This window comes from Pseudonocardia sp. ZF1 (assembly GCF_056835605.1).
Map to the genome: position 1 here is coordinate 2,410,904 of NZ_JAJNBY010000001.1, position 17,713 is coordinate 2,428,616.

Annotated in this window: 15 protein-coding genes and 1 riboswitch; of the genes, 8 read left to right on the forward strand and 7 right to left on the reverse strand. The window is 76.0% G+C overall.

The window, feature by feature from the left end:
• The gene (locus ZF1_RS11890; protein WP_062404671.1) at nucleotides 1-1,173 is read left to right on the forward strand and encodes an ROK family protein; all 1,173 of its coding nucleotides are present in this window, start codon (nucleotides 1-3) and stop codon (nucleotides 1,171-1,173) included.
• 42 nt (nucleotides 1,174-1,215) lie between these two features.
• Here the strand turns inward: ZF1_RS11890 and ZF1_RS11895 are convergent, their stop codons facing one another.
• Nucleotides 1,216-1,878 carry a haloacid dehalogenase type II gene (locus ZF1_RS11895; RefSeq protein ID WP_405417686.1) on the reverse strand — a complete coding sequence of 221 codons (663 nt, stop codon included), beginning with the start codon at nucleotides 1,876-1,878 and terminating at the stop codon, nucleotides 1,216-1,218.
• An 18-nt stretch (nucleotides 1,879-1,896) separates the two neighbouring features.
• Between ZF1_RS11895 and ZF1_RS11900 the strand changes: the two genes are divergently transcribed.
• Nucleotides 1,897-2,652: a cobalt-precorrin-6A reductase gene (locus ZF1_RS11900; protein ID WP_307799115.1), complete on the forward strand. Its 756-nt coding sequence runs from the start codon at nucleotides 1,897-1,899 to the stop codon at nucleotides 2,650-2,652.
• On the opposite strand, the gene ZF1_RS11905 is transcribed toward ZF1_RS11900, so the two are convergent.
• The 6 genes from ZF1_RS11905 to ZF1_RS11930 form a co-directional block, all read right to left on the reverse strand.
• A complete protein-coding gene (locus tag ZF1_RS11905; RefSeq protein ID WP_482637275.1) occupies nucleotides 2,653-3,720 on the reverse strand; it encodes an alcohol dehydrogenase catalytic domain-containing protein in 1,068 nt (355 codons plus the stop codon).
• Between the two features lie 61 nt (nucleotides 3,721-3,781).
• Complete coding sequence (locus ZF1_RS11910; RefSeq protein ID WP_476654465.1) at nucleotides 3,782-4,237, reverse strand: GNAT family N-acetyltransferase; 456 nt, start codon at nucleotides 4,235-4,237, stop codon at nucleotides 3,782-3,784.
• A 58-nt stretch (nucleotides 4,238-4,295) separates the two neighbouring features.
• A complete protein-coding gene (locus ZF1_RS11915) occupies nucleotides 4,296-5,852 on the reverse strand; it encodes a precorrin-2 C(20)-methyltransferase (protein WP_476654856.1) in 1,557 nt (518 codons plus the stop codon).
• 32 nt (nucleotides 5,853-5,884) lie between these two features.
• Nucleotides 5,885-6,526: a precorrin-8X methylmutase gene (locus tag ZF1_RS11920; RefSeq protein WP_062404674.1), complete on the reverse strand. Its 642-nt coding sequence runs from the start codon at nucleotides 6,524-6,526 to the stop codon at nucleotides 5,885-5,887.
• The gene (locus ZF1_RS11925; RefSeq protein WP_482637276.1) at nucleotides 6,523-7,752 is read right to left on the reverse strand and encodes a precorrin-3B synthase; all 1,230 of its coding nucleotides are present in this window, start codon (nucleotides 7,750-7,752) and stop codon (nucleotides 6,523-6,525) included. The genes ZF1_RS11920 and ZF1_RS11925 overlap by 4 nt, the downstream gene beginning before the upstream one ends.
• A 76-nt stretch (nucleotides 7,753-7,828) precedes the next feature.
• Entirely contained in the window at nucleotides 7,829-8,809 is a 981-nt protein-coding gene (locus ZF1_RS11930; protein WP_482637277.1) for a C40 family peptidase, read from the reverse strand.
• Nucleotides 8,810-9,559: 750 nt separating this feature from the next.
• Here ZF1_RS11930 and ZF1_RS11935 point away from each other — a divergent pair.
• From ZF1_RS11935 to ZF1_RS11960, 6 genes are all read left to right on the forward strand, one after another.
• Nucleotides 9,560-10,489, forward strand: coding sequence for a nitrilase-related carbon-nitrogen hydrolase (locus tag ZF1_RS11935; RefSeq protein ID WP_482637278.1), 930 nt, complete (start codon nucleotides 9,560-9,562; stop codon nucleotides 10,487-10,489).
• Nucleotides 10,477-11,532, forward strand: a complete 1,056-nt coding sequence (locus ZF1_RS11940; RefSeq protein ID WP_482637279.1) for an ABC transporter ATP-binding protein — start codon at nucleotides 10,477-10,479, stop codon at nucleotides 11,530-11,532. Before ZF1_RS11935 ends, ZF1_RS11940 begins: the two co-directional genes overlap by 13 nt.
• Before the next feature lie 133 nt (nucleotides 11,533-11,665).
• A complete protein-coding gene (locus ZF1_RS11945) occupies nucleotides 11,666-11,998 on the forward strand; it encodes a PucR family transcriptional regulator (protein WP_482637280.1) in 333 nt (110 codons plus the stop codon).
• A gap of 7 nt (nucleotides 11,999-12,005) precedes the next feature.
• The gene (locus ZF1_RS11950; RefSeq protein WP_251786381.1) at nucleotides 12,006-12,632 is read left to right on the forward strand and encodes a hypothetical protein; all 627 of its coding nucleotides are present in this window, start codon (nucleotides 12,006-12,008) and stop codon (nucleotides 12,630-12,632) included.
• Between the two features lie 55 nt (nucleotides 12,633-12,687).
• A riboswitch (cobalamin riboswitch) is annotated at nucleotides 12,688-12,761 on the forward strand.
• Nucleotides 12,762-12,851: 90 nt separating this feature from the next.
• On the forward strand, nucleotides 12,852-16,553 hold the full coding sequence (gene cobN / locus ZF1_RS11955; RefSeq protein WP_482637281.1) for a cobaltochelatase subunit CobN: 3,702 nt from the start codon (nucleotides 12,852-12,854) through the stop codon (nucleotides 16,551-16,553).
• 95 nt (nucleotides 16,554-16,648) lie between these two features.
• On the forward strand, nucleotides 16,649-17,710 hold the full coding sequence (locus ZF1_RS11960; RefSeq protein WP_482637282.1) for an alpha/beta fold hydrolase: 1,062 nt from the start codon (nucleotides 16,649-16,651) through the stop codon (nucleotides 17,708-17,710).
• The last annotated feature ends 3 nt before the right edge of the window (nucleotides 17,711-17,713 follow it).

Here is a 17,713-nt window from a genome sequence, read left to right on the forward strand (position 1 = left end):
ATGACCCAGCCCGGATCGGGGACCCGACCCGACGACGCGCGCCGGCACAACCGGGCCGTCCTGTTGCGCCGGCTGCACGTCGAGGGTCCCTGCACCCGCGCGACGCTGGCCGGCGAGCTCGGCCTCAACCGCAGCACGATCAAGGCGGTGGTGGACGGGCTCGCCGAGGCGGGCGTCGTCACCGAGGCCGTCCCGGCCCAGCGCTCCGGGGCCGGGCGGCCGTCGCTGCTGGTGCTGCCCGACCCGCAGGCGGCGGTGGTGCTCGCCGTCGACATCCGGGTCGAGCAGGTCGCGCTGGCGATGGTCGGCATCGGCGGCCAGATCCTGGGCCGGCACAGCTGGAACCTGCACCGCACCACCCGGCTGCCCGGCGAGGTGATCACCCACCTCGCCGAGTCCGCCGCCCTGCTGCGCGACGAGCTGGGCGTCGCCGAGCAGGCGGTCGGGGTCTCGGTGCCCGGCGTCGTGCGGCGCTCCGACGGCTTCGTGCACGAGGCGCCCAACCTCGGCTGGCGCGACGTCGAGCTGGGGGCCCGGCTCGCCGCCGTCCTCGCCCGGCCGGTGCAGGTCGCCAACGACGCGGAGGCCGGCGCACTCGCCGAGCACCTGCGCGGGATCGGCCGCGACGTCGCCGACATGGTCTACCTCTCGGCCGACGTCGGCGTCGGCGGCGGCGTGGTGTCGGGCGGGCAGCCGCTGCGCGGCACCGGCGGCTACGTCGGCGAGCTCGGCCACCTCATGGTCCGCCCGGACGGGCGGGAGTGTTTCTGCGGCTCGCACGGCTGCTGGGAGACCGAGGTCGGCGAGCCCGCGCTGTGCCGCGCGCTCGGCCTGCCCGAGGACACCCCGCGCGGGGTGCTCGTCGCGGAGCTGCGCGACCTGGCCGTCGTGCCGGGCCGGGCCGACCGGCTGCTGGAGGGCTACGCCGGGTGGATGACCGCCGGGCTGGTCACCGTGGTGAACATGCTGGCCCCCGAGCTCGTCGTGCTGGGCGACCTGTTCGGCGCGCTGCCGCCCTCGGTGGTCGAGCGGATCGGGTCCGAGCTGCGCCGGCGCAGCCTGGTGAGCCGGGCCGCGGGCGGGACCCGGCTCGCGGTCTCCCCGCTCGGCCGCGACGGCGCGCTGGTCGGCGCGGCCGAGATCGCGTTCGAGCCGGTGCTGGCGGCGGTCTGACGGGAGCGGGCCGGACGGCACCGCTCCCGGCGTCCCGCGGGCTCAGGCCAGGTGGCCGGCCAGCTCGGGCAGCGCGCCGACGGTGAAGGTCGGTGGGGTGAGGTACCCGGGCCAGGTGTCGCCGTGGCGGTCCAGCCAGGCCGTCGCCATCCCGGCCCGGGCGGCGCCGTGGAGATCCCACGGGTGCACCGCGACCATCACCGACTCGGCCGCGTCGACCCCGCAGGCCCGCAGCGCGTACGCGTAGGAGGCGGGAGCCGGCTTCCAGATCCCGGCGTCCTCCACCGACAGCACCGCGTCGAACTGCTCGCGCAGGCCGTGGTCGCCGAGCAGCCGCTCGGCCACCGACGCGGCGCCGTTCGACAGCGTCACCAGCCGCAGCCCCGCGGACCGCAGTGCCGCGACCCCGCCGTGGACGTCGTCGTGCACCGGCAGCTCCAGGAAGCCGTCGACGACGTGCCGCGCGCCCGCGTCGGGGTCGGCGACGCCGTGCCGGCGCAGCAGCCCGGCCGCGGTCGCCGTCGCCAGCTCGGCGAAGGGCGTCAGCTCCCCACCGGTGGCCTGCGCCATGCCCTCGCGCAGGGTCGCGGCGAACCAGAGCGGCCCGAGCTCCTCCGGAGCGCCCAGCGCGGCGAACCGGGCCCCCATCGGGGTCAGGTCCGACAGGGTCTCGTTGACGTCGAACACCACGGTCGTGATCGCCATCCCCCTACCCTGACGGGTGTGAGCGCTCCCCGCACGGTGCTGGTCCTCGGCGGTACGACCGAGGGCCGGGCCGCGGCCGCCGCGCTGGCCGGCCGGGACGACGTCCGGGTCGTGTCGTCGCTGGCCGGGGCGGTGCGCAGCCCGGCCCTGCCCGACGGCGAGGTCCGCATCGGCGGCTTCGGCGGTGCCGAGGGGCTGGCCGCGCACCTGCGCGCCGAGCGGGTCGCGGCGGTGCTCGACGCGACCCATCCGTTCGCCTCGACGATGACCGCGAACGCGGCCGCCGCCTGCGCGGGGACCGGGGTGCCGCTGGTCGTGCTGCGCCGGCCGGGCTGGACGCCCGGTCCGGGGGACCGGTGGCACCGGGTCGCCTCGGTCGCCGCCGCGGCGGCCGCGCTGCCCGGCCTGCTCCCCGGCCCGGCCGGGCGGGTCCTGCTGACGACCGGCCGCGGGGGACTGGCGCACTTCGCGGCTGTCGACGCGGCGTTCTGGATCCGCGCGGTCGACCCGCCCGACGGCCCGCTGCCCGCCCGGCACGAGCTGCTGCTCGACCGGGGCCCGTTCGCCCTCGACGACGAGCGCGCCCTGTTCGGGGCCGTGGTCCCGCACGTGCTGGTCACCAAGGACTCCGGCGGTGCGGCGACCGCGCCGAAGCTCACCGCCGCCCGGGAGCGCGGGGTGCCGGTCCTCGTCGTCGACCGGCCGCCGCTGCCCGGCGGGGTCGCGGTGGAGCCCACGGTGGACGCGGCGCTGGCCCGGCTGCTCGGGGACTGATCACCCGGGGACCGGCTGCACCGGGAGGGCCAAGCGGTCCGCGGCCGGGTCCCGGGGCAGGCCGACGAGGATCCCGCCCGGCTCGGGAGCCGCGGCCAGCGCCTCGGCGAGCGCGTCCAGCCCGGTCCGCCGGGTGACCAGCCGGCCCGGGTCGAGCCGCCCGTCGGCGACGAGCGCCATCAGCTCCGGGTAGTCCGCCGCGGCCATGCCGTGGCTGCCGGTGACGGTCAGCTCGTGCGCGATCATCAGCGGCACCGGCACCACCGGCTCCCGGGTGAGCAGACCGACCTGCACCAGCGTCCCGTGCCTGCGCAGCGACCGGACGCCGAGGTCCAGGGCGTCCGCGCGGCCCGCGGCCTCGACCGCGAGGCGGGCGCCGCCGTCGCCGACGGCCCCGCGCACCGCGTCCGGGCCGTCCGCGGTGTCCACCGCCGCGACCGCGCCCAGCTCGACCGCCCGGGCCCGCGCCGCGGGCGAGGGGTCCGCGACGACCGCCTCGGCGCCCAGCGCCGACGCGATCAGCACCGCGGCCAGCCCGACCCCACCCGCTCCGAGCACGAGGACCCGCTCCCCGGAGGTCAGCCGGCCGCGCCCGACGAGCGCCCGGTGCGCGGTGGCGACCCGGCAGCCGAGCAGTGCGGCGCCGGCCGCGTCGGTGTCGTCGGGGACCGGCACCAGGTTGTGGTCGGCGTGGTGCAGCGCGACGAGCTCGGCGAAGGACCCGTCGTGGGTGAACCCGGGCTGCTGCTGGTGCGGGCAGACCTGCGCGCGGCCCGCCCGGCAGTCCGGGCAGGCACCGCAGCCGCAGACGAACGGCGTCGTGACCCGGTCACCGGCCCGGAACCGGGTGACCCCGGCGCCGGTCGCGACCACGTGCCCGACCAGCTCGTGGCCGGGCACGTGGGGGAGCGTCACGTCACCGTCGTGCCCGGCCCAGGCGAACCGGTCGCTGGCGCACAGCCCGGTCGCCTCCACCCGCACGACGACCCCACCCGCGGGCGGGGTGGGGTCCGGCAGGTCCACGACCTCGGGCGGCGCGCCGAACGCGGTGATCCGTACTGCTCGCATGGTGCGATCCTCCCAGCGGGCCTGACCGGGCTGACGGCCCTGCCGGGGCTCGCCGACGCGGTCAGACGGGTCGGGTCATGACGACCAGCCCCGGGCCGGGGTCGCCGTCGGCGACGAACCCGGTGCGGAGGTAGAAGGCGATCGCCCGGGCGTTGCCCGGTTCGACCTTCAGCGACAGGGTGGCCGAGCCGAGCTCGCGCGCGGCCGCGACGACGGCGTCGACGAGCGCGTCGGCCAGCCCGGTCCCGCGCGCGTCGGGATGGACCCACATGCCGTAGAGCTGCCCGTCGCCGTCGTCACCGGTCCGCCAGCAGGCGGTGCCGACCGGCCGGTCGCCGTCGAAGGCGCCGAAGCGGACGTGCTCGGCCAGGACCAGCCGCCAGGCGGCCGGTTCCATGGACGCCTGCTCGCGGTAGAAGTCGCTGTCCTCACCGAAGCCGTCCCGAAGCGAGGCGAGCCGGGCCGCGCGGGCCGGCTCCCAGTCGTCGGGCCCGAAGCGCCGCACCTGCAGTTGCACGGCGTGACGCTAGCGCGGAACCGGCATCCGTCAGGATGTCGACAACCGGCGGATGTGGTCAGTCGGTCGTCGTGCCGCCGGGGCCGTAGTGCCGGGGCGTGAACACGACGGTCGTGCCGCCGCGCTCGACCGCCCGGGTCGTCGACGAGCCGACCACCACCAGGGTGCGCATGTCGACCTGCTCCGGGTCCAGTTGGCCCAGCGTGGTGACGACGATCCGCTGCCCGGCGCCGCCGACGTCGCGGCCCAGCACCACCGGGGTCCCCGGTGCACGGTGCTCCAGCAGCACGTCACGGGCCGCGCCGACCTGCCACGGCCGGGCCCTCGAGCGTGGGTTGTAGATCGCGATCGCCAGGTCCGCCGCGGCCACGGCACGCAGCCGGTCCGCGACCACGTCCCACGGCTTGAGCCGGTCGGACAACGAGATCAGGGCGTGGTCGTGCCCCAGCGGGGCACCGACGGCGGCCGCCACGGCCTGCGCCGCGGACATGCCGGGCAGCACCCGGACCGGGACGTCGTGGTACTTCGGCTCCGCCGCCACCTCCAGCACCGCGGTCGCCATCGCGAACACCCCCGGGTCCCCGGCGGAGACGACGGCGACCCGCCGCCCCGACGCGGCCAGGTCCAGCGCGTGCGCCGCCCGCTCGGACTCGACCTTGTTGTCCGAGGCGTGCCGGGCCTGGCGCGGGTTCGGCGGCACCCGGTCCAGGTAGGGGCCGTAGCCGACGAGGTCGTCCACCTCCGACAGGGCGCGGGCGACCTGCGGGGTCAGCCAGTCCCGCCCGGCGGGACCGGTCCCGACCACGACGACCTCACCCGGCCCGCGCACCGACCGCTCCTCGGCCGCCGCACCTCCGGGCTCCACGACAGACGCGACGGCCTCCTCGGGCACCGAGGCGGCGACCTCACCGGGGACCAGGGCGATCGCGAAGTAGGGCACGTCCGAGGGGTCCACGTCGGACAGCGAGCCGGTCCGCTGGCCCTCCATCGTGGCCCGTTCGACGTAGCGGGCCCGGTCGAGCACGCCGGCGTCGGCCATCGCCCCGCGGACCGTGGTGAAGGTGCGCCCGAGCTTCATCACCGCCGCCGAGTCGGTGCCCGCGAGCCGCCTCGCGAGCTCCTCGCGGGGCAGCGTGCCCGGCAGCACGGTGAGCACCTCGTCGCGCTCCACCAGCGGCTGCCCGATCGCCGCGGCGGCGCCGCTGATCGAGGTGACCCCCGGGACGACCTCGGTCGGGTAGCGCCCGGCCAGCCTCTTGTGCATGTGCATGTAGGAGCCGTAGAAGAGCGGGTCGCCCTCGGCGAGCAGTACGACGTCGCGGCCCGCGTCGAGGTGCGCGGCGAGCCGGGCGGCGGCCTCGGTGTAGAACGCGTCGATCGCACCCTGGTAGCCGCCGGGGTGGTCGGTGGCCTCGGTGGTGACCGGGTAGACCAGCGCCTCCTCGATCGCGGTGCCCGACAGGTGCGGTTCGGCGATCCGGCGCGCGATGGAGCGGCCGTGCCGGGCCGAGTGGTAGGCGATCACGTCGGCGTCGCGGACGAGCCGGGCGGCCTTGATCGTGGTCAGCTCGGGGTCGCCCGGACCGAGGCCGACGCCGTAGAGGGTGCCTGTCACGCCGTGCTGCTGCGCGGCACTCGCACGCTCGTTCACGCGATGATCTCCTGCTCGTGGGCCAACGCGTTCAGCGCCGCCGCGGTGATCGCCGACCCGCCACGCCGGCCGTGGACGACGAGGTGCTCCAGGTCGGTCCGCTCGGCGAGGGCGGCCTTGGACTCGGCGGCGCCGATGAACCCCACCGGGATGCCGATGATCGCGGCCGGGCGGGGTGCGTCGCCGCGGTCGATGAGGTCCAGCACGTGGAACAGCGCGGTCGGGGCGTTCCCGATCGCGAGCACCGCGCCCTCGAAGCGGTCGGCGAGCAGCTCCAGCGCGGCCGCGGACCGGGTGTTGCCGATCCGGCGCGCGTGGTCGGGCACCCGGGCGTCGCGCAGCAGGCAGAGCACCTCGTTGTCCGCGGGCAGCCGGGCGGCGGTCACCCCGGAGGCGACCATCATCGCGTCGCACAGGATCGGGGCACCGGCCCGCAGCGCGGCGCGTGCGGCCGCGACGACGCCGTCGGAGGCGGCGATGTCGTCGACGAGGTCGACCTGGCCGCAGGCGTGGATCATGCGGACGGCGATGTCGTCGACGCCGGGCGGGAGCCCGGAGAGGTCGGTCTCCGCGCGGATCGTCGCGAACGAGCGGCGGTAGATCTCGTTGCCGTCGGTGATGTAGTCGTACCCGCTCAGCGGAGCTCCTCGGTCGTGATCGTGTGTCCGTCGATGACGTAGGTGCCCGGCCCGGTGGCCACGGCGTCGCGGTGCGCGGTGTGCGGGGCGCCGCAGCGGCGGGCGCAGCCGACGACGTGCAGCATGTCCGGCCCCGCGCCCGTCCGCGGGCCGCCCCGGCCGATGAGGTCGAGCGCATGGGCACGCACGTCGGCCAGGGACTTCGCGCAGCCCGGCGACCCGGCGCAGGCGCTCACCCGCAGCGCGGGGTGCCCGGGGTCGACGACGAGTCCCGCCCCGGCCAGTCGGTCGGCGGCACCGGCTGCCGGGGTGGGCAGCACGAGGGTGCGCCACGGGGTGACCAGCAGCCCCGGGGCCTCACCGGCCAGCACGTCGAGCTGCGCGGCCGAGAGCTGCCCGAGCAGGGGCGCGACGCCCAGTGCTCCGCCGTCGGACACGCCGACGAGCACGTTCCCGCCCTCCGCACGGCGGGAACGTGCCGATCGACCACCGGTGTCGCCCGCGGACCGGGCTCCGGGTCCCGGCGCGGGCGTCGTCCAGCGGCCGGAGAGCCGGGCCGCGATCCCGGTCGCGGCTCCGGGCAGCTCCGCGGCGCGCCAGGCCCGCGCGGCCGGGTCGGCGCTGTGGGCGACCCGCAGGTCGAGGAACGCCGCGGCCGCGTCGAGCAGCAGCACGGGGGCCTCGGCGGGGGGACAGGAGAGGCCGGTCGGCTCGCCCGCCACGACGAGCTCGCCCCCGTCGGAGCCCCGCGCCCGCCAGCACAGGTCGGGGCGCTCGGCGGCGACGTCGCCGCGGCCGTCGTCGAGGGCGAACAGGAACCGGCCGGGCAGCGCCGACAGCGTGGGGCGCCCGCACAGGCCGCGGTCGAGCACGGTGGCCAGGCCGCGGACGTCGGCGAGGCCGCCGTCGATCCCCGACAGGGGGGAGGCCAGCACGTTGCGGACCCGCTCGTGGGTCCTCGACGGCAGCAGCCCGGCCGCCGTCAGCCGCTCCACCGGGCGCGGGTCGGCCGGGTCGAGGCCGCGCAGCTGCAGGTTCCCGCGCGAGGTCAGGTGGACGGCGCCGTCGCCGGCGTCGCGGGCCAGCGCCGCGACCGCACGCAGCGCCGCCGCGGTGACCGTCCCGCCGGGCAGCCGGACCCGCGCCAGGGCCCCGTCCGCCGCCGCGTGCGGCGACACGACGCCGGGGCAGGCGTCGGCGCGGGTACGGGTGGTCGGCGACGGCACGCCGGACACTGTAGGCATCCACGACCGGTGGGGGGACCCGCCCGGGGCGGCGGTCACACCTCGTCAGGTGTTCAGGTCACGGCAGGTACCGGCGGGCACCGGAGTAGGCCGCGTCGAACCGCACCGGGGTCACCCGGACCGGGGTGGCCGCGTCGAAGGCCTCGATCATCGTGCCGTCGCCGGCGTACATCGCGACGTGCGTCGCCGGGGAGTTCCAGAACAGCAGGTCACCGGGACGCAGGTCGGCGGGGTCGTCGACCGGGCGCCCGCCGCGGGACTGGTCGGAGGCGTCCCGCCCGACGGTGATGCCGTGCAGGGCGTAGGTCAGCCCGGTCAGCCCCGAGCAGTCCGGGCCGAACCCGGAACGCCCGCCCCACAGGTAGGGACGGTCCAGGAACAGCCGCGCCGTCGTGACCAGACCCTCCCCGGTCGGGGAGGGCGGGGCCCCTCCGCGCAGCTCACCCGCCGTCAGCCACGCCTGGTCGCCGCCGGGCAGCGCGACCCGGACCGCGTCGCCCGCCTCGCCGACGACCGGCAGCCGGGTGCCCACGCTGACCTCGCGCAGCCGTTCGGTGCGTGCCGGGTCGCGGTACAGCCAGGCCGTCGCGACCCCGTCGACGGTGCCGGTGGGCGCCCCCGCGGCGAGCGCGCCGAACGCGGGGTCGTCGACGAGCTGGGCCGCGGGGACCCAGCCGGGGTAGCCGCGGCCGTCCTTGCCCGACGGCTGGCCGGGCACGACGACCCGCGCCCACCCGTCGCGGCGCTCGGTCACGGTCACCGGGGCGCCGAGCAGCGCCTGGGTCTGGGTCCGCGAGGCGGTGGTGAGCTCGCGGCGGTCCGCGCTGCTCATCGACCCCATCCACGTGGCCGGGTCGGCCGGGGCGGCGACGGCGGCCCGGTCCCGCGGGCGCGGGCTGTCCGGTGAGGTCCACACGGTCGCGACCGACACGGCGACGAACGTGCGCCCCGGTCCGTCGGCGGCCGCGGGCAGGGCGGCCGCGGGCAGGACGGCGCAGCCGAGCACCGCGGCGAACAGGACGGACAGGACACGGGGCACGGCGGGGACTCTCGACAGCCGGATGGGCCGGGGCAAGCAGCCACACCGCCGGGTCACCACGACGGGTGGAGTGGCCCCGCCCACACGGGTGGGTTCTCATGGTGCGGTGCGCCCCCACCGGATCACCACCGCCGTCGTGACGGTGCTGGCTCTGCTCCTGGCCGGCTCACCGCGGACAACCGGCTCATCGACACCGTCGCCGGGGACCCGCTGCCCGAGGACGTCGCGCTGATCCGGCCGATGGACCAGGCCGAGATCGACCGGCTCGACGTCTACACCGCCGACAGTTCCGCGGCCGCGTGGTGCACGCCGCCGACCGGCCGTGGGTCGCCGAGCCCTACCTGTGCTCGCGGCTGCCCGGCGGTGGCGCCGAGCTCGCCCCGGTCATCGGCTGGGGCACCGCGGAGAGCCGGGCCGCGGCACCGCGGCTGCTCGACCCGCACGGGTTCGCGCTGGCGTGGCTGCGCGCCCTGCCCGGGGACGGCGTGCTCACCCACCGGCACGACGCGACCCAGGTGCTGACGGTGAAGGCCGGGCACTGGGCGGTCACCCTCAACACCGGCGACGACGCGCGCACCGTCGAGCTCGGCCCGCGGGACACCCTGTCGGTGCCGCCCGGCGCCTGGCGGTCGATGACCGCGCTCGACGCCGACGGCGGCCGGACCGCCACCCCCGGCACCGGTGAGCTGCTGGTCGTCACCGGCGGCGACGGCCGGGTCCGGCACCAGTGGGCGCCCGAGGTCGTGGCCGGTGCCCGTGACCGGGGCCGGGTCCTCGACGCCGACGGGGGCGGCGCCCGGACCGGTGGTGCCGGGTGCCGCCGGTGCGGTGACGGTGGCGGCGTGCCGGATCCCGGCGCGGATCGACGCCCCGGACCCGGCGGTCGCCGAGCGCGCGGTGCGCGAGGCGGTCGCCGGCGGGGCCCGGCTCGTCGTCCTGCCGGAGCTCACCGTCTGCGGCTACGCCTTCGCCGACGCCGCCGAGGCGCGGGCCGCCGCCGAACCCGCCGACGGTCCCACCATCGCCCGCTTCGCGGCCCTGTCGGCGGAGCTGCGCTGCGTCGTCGTCGCCGGGTTCGCCGAGCTCGGCGACGACGGCCGCGTGTACAACAGCGCCGTCCTCGTCGAGAACGGGGTGCGCCGCGCGGTCTACCGCAAGGTCCACCTCTGGGACCGCGAGCACACGCTGTTCACCCCCGGCGACGCCGCACCCCCGGTGGTCGCGACCGCGGCCGGGCGGATCGCCCCGATGGTCTGCTACGACCTGGAGTTCCCCGAGTGGGTGCGCCGGGCCGCGCAGGACGGCGCCGAGATCGTCGCCGCGCCGGTGAACTGGCCGTGGCGCCCGACCCCCGGCGGGCAGCACCCGCTGGAGGTGGCGAAGGTGCGCGCCGTCGCCGGGGCGTACCGGGTGCACGTGGTGGCCGCGGACCGCTGCGGCACCGAGCGCGGGGTCGCCTGGTTCGGGGCGCCGGTGATCGCAGGCGCCGACGGGGACCTGCTCGCCGGGCCCGGCGGTCCGCCGCCGGGGGAGCCCGGCGTGCTGCTGGCCACGCTCGACCCGGCCGCCGCCCGCGACAAGCGCCTCACCGCGCACAACCACGTCCTGCGCGACCGCAGGCCGCCGCTGTACCGCGAGCCCGATCCCCCACCGGAAGGACCACCACCATGGCCGGCGTGACCTACGACGCGGTGACGCGGCGCTACCCCGGGTCGACCCGGGCCGCCGTCGACGCCCTGGACCTCGAGATCGCCGACGGCGAGTTCCTCGTGCTGGTCGGGCCGTCGGGCTGCGGCAAGACCACCTCGCTGCGGATGCTCGCCGGTCTGGAGGACGTCGACGGCGGCCGCATCCGCATCGGCGAGCGCGACGTCACCGGCGTCGCCCCCAAGGAACGCGACACCGCGATGGTGTTCCAGAACTACGCCCCCTACCCGCACATGTCGGTCGCCGAGAACATGGGCTTCGCGCTGCGGATGGCGGGGACCGCGAAGGCCGAGATCGCCCACCGGGTCGCCGAGGCCGCGCGCATCCTCGACCTGGAGGCCTACCTCGAGCGCAAGCCCAAGGCGCTGTCGGGCGGGCAGCGCCAGCGTGTCGCGATGGGACGCGCGATCGTCCGCCAGCCGCAGGTGTTCCTGATGGACGAGCCCCTGTCCAACCTCGACGCCAAGCTGCGCGTGCAGACCCGCACCCAGATCGCCTCGCTGCAGCGCCGGCTCGGGGTCACCACCGTCTACGTCACCCACGACCAGGTCGAGGCCATGACGATGGGTGACCGGGTGGCCGTGCTCAAGGACGGTCTGCTGCAGCAGTGCGCCGCCCCCGGCGAGCTCTACGCCCGCCCGGCCAACGCCTTCGTCGCCGGGTTCATCGGCTCGCCCGCGATGAACCTGCTGAGCCTGCCGGTGACCGCGGACGGCGTCCGGCTGGGCGGTGTCGACGTCGCCGTGCCGCGCGGGGCGGGGGACACGGTCACCCTCGGGGTCCGCCCCGAGGACCTGCACCTCGCCGACGACGGCATCCCCCTGGAGATCGACCTGGTCGAGGAGCTCGGCGCGGACGCCTACGTCTACGGCCGCACCCGCCTCGACGGCGTCGAGCACCCGATGGTCGCCCGGGTGGACGGGCGCCGGCCCCCGGCGCGGGGCACCGGGGTGCACCTGGCACCGGACCCGGCGCGTACCCACCTGTTCGCCGCGGACGGCGCCCGGCTGGGCTGACGGCCCGGGCGCCGCCGCCCGGGTCCCTCAGCCCCGGCCCCCGGCGGCGCCCACCCGCCGGTCCCAGCCGGTGCGGACGCCGTCGTCGACGGGGCGGGTTGCGAGCGGGCCGCGACGATCGCAACCAGCCCGGATGCTGCTCGCCCTGCTCGGCCACGCGCGGCTCGGCGGATTCGCCGACGCCGTCCTCGGCCCGTGCGACGCCGACCCGCACGGCCCCGCGCTGCTGCGCGCGGTGGCGGCGTTCGTCGAGCACAACGGCCACTGGGAGGCGACGGCGACCGCGCTGGGCGTGCACCGGCACACCGTGCGGAACCGGATCACCGCGGCCGAGCAGGTCAGCGGACGACGCCTGTCCGCGGCCCAGGACCGCCACGAGCTGTGGCTCGCCCTGCAGGCCCGTGACCTCGGACGGGCCGGTACGGACGGGGTCTCCCCGGGCGGGAACGGCGCCGATCGGCTCTGATGGCGGGGTGCCCACCGCCGGATCCCCCGTCCTGGACCGCTTCGACGGCTGGATCTGCGGGCTGGGCACGACCTCGGGCAGACGGATCGTGGTCGGCCACTGGCCGGACACCCCGCTGGGGTCGTTCACCGACGTCATGACCGAGTCCGCCGACGGGCACCGCACCCTGCTCGCCCCGAGCGAGGAGGTCGCGGAGTTCGTCTCGGCCACCTACACCTTCGACGAGGTCCGGGTCGTGCCGGTGACCCACACCGTCGACGACGACCGGCGACGGGTCGTGGCGGGCCCGCTGGAGGTGAGCTGGCGGATCGGCGGCCGCCCGCTGCTCGGCAGGCTGCTGCGCGCGGTCCCGGGACCGCTCGCGGTGCACCCCTGGTGGTTGCGGGTGATCGACCCGATCGCCCGCAGGGCCGTGCCCGGGGTACGGACCGTCGGCAGTGCCGGCGGCGGCCGGCGCGAGTACTACGGGGCCCGCGACCTGCACCGGGTCGCCGCCGCCTGGGCCCGCTGGGACGACGGCGACTGCGGCGGGCTGGCCGCGGTCGTCCCGCCGGTCCGGTTCGGCTTCGGCTCGGCCCCCGCCACGCCGTCGCACGTGCGGATCACCACCCTGGTCGAGCGCTCCTTGACGTGACCCGGTGGCGCCACCGATGGTGACTCACGACAACCGAAGACGGCGAGCGGAACCCCAGGAAGCCGGTGCGAGTCCGGCGCGGTCCCGCCACTGTGACCCCTCGCCCCGGCGAGGGGGAGCCAGACACTGCGCCCGTTCGCCGCGCCACCCCACCCGGGACGAGGATCCCGAGGAAGGTACGTCGATGACGCGCGCCCACGCCGCCCCCGGAGCCGTCCGGTGATCCTGCTGCTGTCCACCTCGGACACCGACCTCCTCTCGGCCCGGTCCTCGGGCGCGGACTACCGGCTCGCGAACCCGAACCGGGTCACCCACGACGAGCTGGCGGAGATGGCCGACGCGGCCGACGTCGTCGTCGTCCGCGTCCTCGGCGGGTACCGCTACTTCGAGGAGGGGCTGGACCTGCTGCGGGCCCGCGCGACGCCGCTGGTCTGCCTGGGCGGGGAGATGGCCCCGGACGCGGAGATGATGGAGCTGTCCTCGGTGCCCGCGGGCGTCGCGGCCGAGGCCCACACCTACCTGGCGCAGGGCGGCACCGAGAACCTGGCGCAGCTGCACGCGTTCCTGTCCGACACGGTGCTGCTCACCGGCGAGGGGTTCGCGCCGCCGGTGGAGCTGCCCGAGTGGGGCGAGCTGTCCCTGCCCGGCACGGAGGTCGACGGACCGACGGTGGCGGTGCTGTTCTACCGCGCCCAGTTCCTGGCCGGGAACACCCGCTACATCGAGGCGCTCTGCGAGCAGATCGCGGCGAAGGGCGCCCGCGCGCTGCCGATCTGGTGCGCGTCGCTGCGCCAGGCCCCGGCCGCGCTGCTGGAGCGGCTGCGCGAGGCCGACGCCATGGTCGTCACCGTGCTCGCCGCGGGCGGCACCAAGCCCGCAGGCGCCCAGGCCGGCGGCGAGGACGAGGAGTGGGACGTCACCGAGCTGGCCGCGCTCGACGTGCCGATCCTGCAGGGCCTGTGCCTGACCAGCTCCCGCGCCACCTGGGAGGCCAACGACGACGGGATGTCCCCGCTCGACGTCGCCACCCAGGTCGCCGTGCCGGAGTTCGACGGCCGGCTGATCACCGTCCCGTTCTCGTTCAAGGAGACCGACGCCGACGGCCTGTCGGTCTACGTCCCCGACGACGAGCGGGCCGCCCGGGTCGCCGGGATCGCGGTGAAGCACGCGACGCTGCGCCGTGTCCCGAACGCGGACAAGAAGATCGTGCTGATGCTGTCGGCGTACCCGACCAAGCACGCGCGGATCGGCAACGCGGTCGGGCTGGACACCCCGGCGTCGACGGTGGCGCTGCTGCGGACGATGGCCGCGGCGGGCTACGCGGTCGCCACCGAGGGCGAGGCGGCGTTCCCGGGCGTCGAGGCCGGCGACGGCGACGCGCTCATGCACGCCCTGATCGAGGCCGGCGGGCAGGACCCGGACTGGCTGACCGAGGAGAAGCTGGCCGGCAACCCGGTGCGGATCTCCGCCGCGACGTACCGCAGCTGGTTCGACACGCTGCCCGAGGACTTCCGGTCCGGCGTCGAGGAGCACTGGGGCGAGGCGCCGGGCGAGCACTACGTCGACCGCTCGCAGAACCCGGACGGCGACATCGTCGTCGCGGCTCTGCGCCGCGGCAACGTCACGCTGATCGTGCAGCCGCCCCGCGGGTTCGGGGAGAACCCGGTCGCGATCTACCACGACCCGGACCTGCCGCCGTCGCACCACTACCTCGGTGCCTACCGCTGGCTGGCCGCGCCCGATTCCGAGGGCGGGTTCGGCGCGCACGCGATCGTGCACATCGGCAAGCACGGCAACCTGGAGTGGCTGCCCGGCAAGACGCTGGGCATGTCGGCCTCCTGCGGCACCGACGCCGTCCTCGGCGACCTGCCGCTGGTCTACCCGTTCCTCGTCAACGACCCGGGGGAGGGCACCCAGGCCAAGCGCCGGGCGCACGCCACCCTGGTCGACCACCTCATCCCGCCGATGGCGCGCGCCGAGTCCTACGGCGACATCGCCCGGCTGGAACAGCTGCTCGACGAGCACGCGAACATCTCCGCGCTCGACCCGGCGAAGCTGCCCGCGATCCGCCAGCAGATCTGGACGCTGATGACCGCGGCCCAGATGCACCAGGACCTCGGACTGGAGCAGCGTCCCGACGAGGACGTCTTCGACGACATGCTGATGCACGTCGACGGCTGGCTGTGCGAGATCAAGGACGTGCAGATCCGCGACGGCCTGCACGTGCTGGCCCAGGCACCGGCCGGGGAGCAGCGCGTCGACCTGGTGCTCGCGGTGCTGCGCGCCCGGCAGATGTGGGGCGGCGAGCAGTCCGTGCCGGGTCTGCGCCAGGCGCTCGGCCTGGTCGAGGACGGCTCGGAGTCGAACACCCGCACCGACACCGTCGAGACCGTCGCCCGTGCCCTGTGCGCCGCGATGGAATCCCGTTCCTGGGTCCCCGACGCCGTCGACGCGGTGGTCGCCGAGCACCTGGCCCCCGTCCCCGGTGGCCCCCAGGGGAACTCTCGTAGCGCTCTAAGCCACGAGAGTTCCCCTGGGGGCACCGGTGGGGGGCTCCCGGGCGTCGACGTGGACGCGGTCACGGCGGTGCTGCGCTTCGCCGCCGAGGAGGTCGTGCCCCGGCTCGACGCCACCGCGCACGAGCTGGACCGGGTGCTGCACGCCCTCGACGGCGGGTTCATCCCGGCCGGCCCGTCCGGCTCGCCGCTGCGCGGGCTGGTCAACGTGCTCCCGACCGGGCGGAACTTCTACTCCGTCGACCCCAAGGCGGTCCCGTCGAAGCTGGCCTGGGAGACCGGGCAGGCGATGGCCGAGTCGCTGGTCGAGCGCTACCGGGCCGACCACGGCGAGTACCCGCGCAGCGTCGGGCTGTCGGTGTGGGGGACCAGCGCGATGCGGACCTCCGGCGACGACGTCGCCGAGGTGTTCGCCCTGCTCGGCGTCCGCCCGGTGTGGGACGACGCGAGCCGTCGCGTGCGCAGCCTGGAGGTCATCGACCTCGCGGAGCTCGGCCGCCCGCGCGTCGACGTCACGGTCCGCATCTCCGGTTTCTTCCGCGACGCGTTCCCGCACGTCCTGGCCCTGCTCGACGACGCGGTGAAGCTGGTCTCCGAGCTCGACGAGACCCCGGAGCAGAACTACGTCCGCGCCCATGTCGACGCCGACCGCGAGCGCACCGGCGACGACCGTCGCGCCCGCACCCGGATCTTCGGCTCCAAGCCGGGCACCTACGGCGCCGGGCTGCTGCAGCTCGTCGACTCCCGTGACTGGCGCGGTGACGCCGACCTCGCCGAGGTCTACTCCACCTGGGGCGGCTACGCCTACGGCCGCGGCCTCGACGGCGTCCCCGCCCGGGACGACATGGAGAACGCCTACCGGCGGATCGCGGTGGCGGCGAAGAACATCGACACCCGCGAGCACGACATCGCCGACTCCGACGACTACTACCAGTACCACGGCGGCATGGTCGCCACGGTGCGCGCGCTGACCGGTACCGCGCCGGCCGCCTACGTCGGGGACTCGACCCGTCCGGAGGCGGTGCGTACCCGCAGCCTGCACGAGGAGACCGCCCGGGTCTTCCGTGCCCGCGTGGTCAACCCGCGCTGGATCGCCGCGATGCGCCGGCACGGCTACAAGGGCGCGTTCGAGATGGCCGCGACCGTCGACTACCTGTTCGGCTGGGACGCCACCACCGGCGTCATCGCGGACTGGCAGTACGAGACGCTGACCGCCGAGTACGTGCTGGACCCGGACAACCGGAAGTTCCTCGCCGAGTCCAACCCGTGGGCGCTGCACGGCATGGCCGAGCGGCTGCTGGAGGCCGTCGACCGTGGTCTCTGGGAGAGCCCGGAGTCCGCGACGCTGGACGCGCTGCGCCAGGCCTACCTGGAGTCCGAGGGCGACATCGAGGGAGACGGCTGAGCCGCGGGACCCTCCGGCCTTGACACCGATGGTTTCCCAGGAACATATTTCCTGGGAAACCATCGGTCGACCGTCGCCGCTCCCGGAGGATCCCCGTGCCCGAGCCCACCGCCCGGCCCCGCTACGGCCGCGACGAGCCCTACGAGGTCTTCGAGATCGACGACCTCACGCTCGACTGCGGGCGGACGCTGCGCCCGGCCCGGATCGCCTACCGCACCTACGGCGAGCTGAACGCGGCGAAGGACAACGCGATCCTCTACCCGACCTGGTACTCCGGGCGGCACTGGGACAACGAGTGGCTGATCGGTGAGGGGATGGCGCTCGACCCGGACCGCTGGTTCGTCATCGTGCCGAACATGCTGGGCAACGGGCTGTCCACCTCGCCGTCGAACGCCCCGGTGCCGCACGACGGCCCGTCGTTCCCACCGGTCCGGGTGCGCGACAACGTCGAGGCCCAGTACAGGCTCGTCACCGAGCGCTTCGGGATCAGCACGCTGCCGCTGGTGCTCGGGTGGTCGATGGGCGCGGGCCAGACCTACCAGTGGGCGGTCAGCCACCCCGAGATGGTGCAGCGCATCCTGCCGTTCTGCGGGTCGCCGCGGACCGCGCCGCACAACCAGGTGTTCCTCGACTCGCTGCGTGCCGCGCTCATGGCCGCGGTGGGGTTCGACGGCGGCCGCTACACGGTCCCGCCGGCGCAGGGGCTGCGCGCGTTCGCCCGGATCTACGCCGGCTGGGGCTTCTCCCAGGCGTTCTACCTGCAGGAGGAGTGGCGACGGCTGGGCAACACCTCGCTGGAGGACTTCGTCGTCGACTTCTGGGAGGGCTTCTTCCTCGACGGTCGTGACCCGAACAACCTGCTGACCATGCTCGACACCTGGTGGCACGGCGATGTCGGCGCGACCCCGGGCGCCGGCTCGACCGAGGAGGCACTGGCCTCGATCCGGGCGACGGCGATCGTCATGCCCGCGGAGAAGGACCTGTACTTCCCGCCCGAGGACGAGGCCTGGGCGGTGTCGCACATGCGGGCCGGCACCGAGCTGCGGGTCATCCCCGGGGTGTGGGGCCACTTCGCCGGCGGCGGGAGGAACCCGGTCGACACGGCCTTCATCGACGCCGCCGTGGCCGAGCTGCTCGCCCGCCCGTCCGGGATCTGAGGC

What these genes read in the sequence shown, in the direction of transcription:
- ZF1_RS11890 (WP_062404671.1), top strand. Translation starts at nt 1, where the DNA reads ATGACCCAGCCCGGATCGGGGACCCGACCCGACGACGCGCGCCGGCAC.
- ZF1_RS11945 (WP_482637280.1), top strand. Translation starts at nt 11,666, where the DNA reads ATGCTGCTCGCCCTGCTCGGCCACGCGCGGCTCGGCGGATTCGCCGAC.
- ZF1_RS11940 (WP_482637279.1), top strand. Translation starts at nt 10,477, where the DNA reads ATGGCCGGCGTGACCTACGACGCGGTGACGCGGCGCTACCCCGGGTCG.
- ZF1_RS11895 (WP_405417686.1), bottom strand. Translation starts at nt 1,878, where the DNA reads ATGGCGATCACGACCGTGGTGTTCGACGTCAACGAGACCCTGTCGGAC.
- ZF1_RS11905 (WP_482637275.1), bottom strand. Translation starts at nt 3,720, where the DNA reads ATGCGAGCAGTACGGATCACCGCGTTCGGCGCGCCGCCCGAGGTCGTG.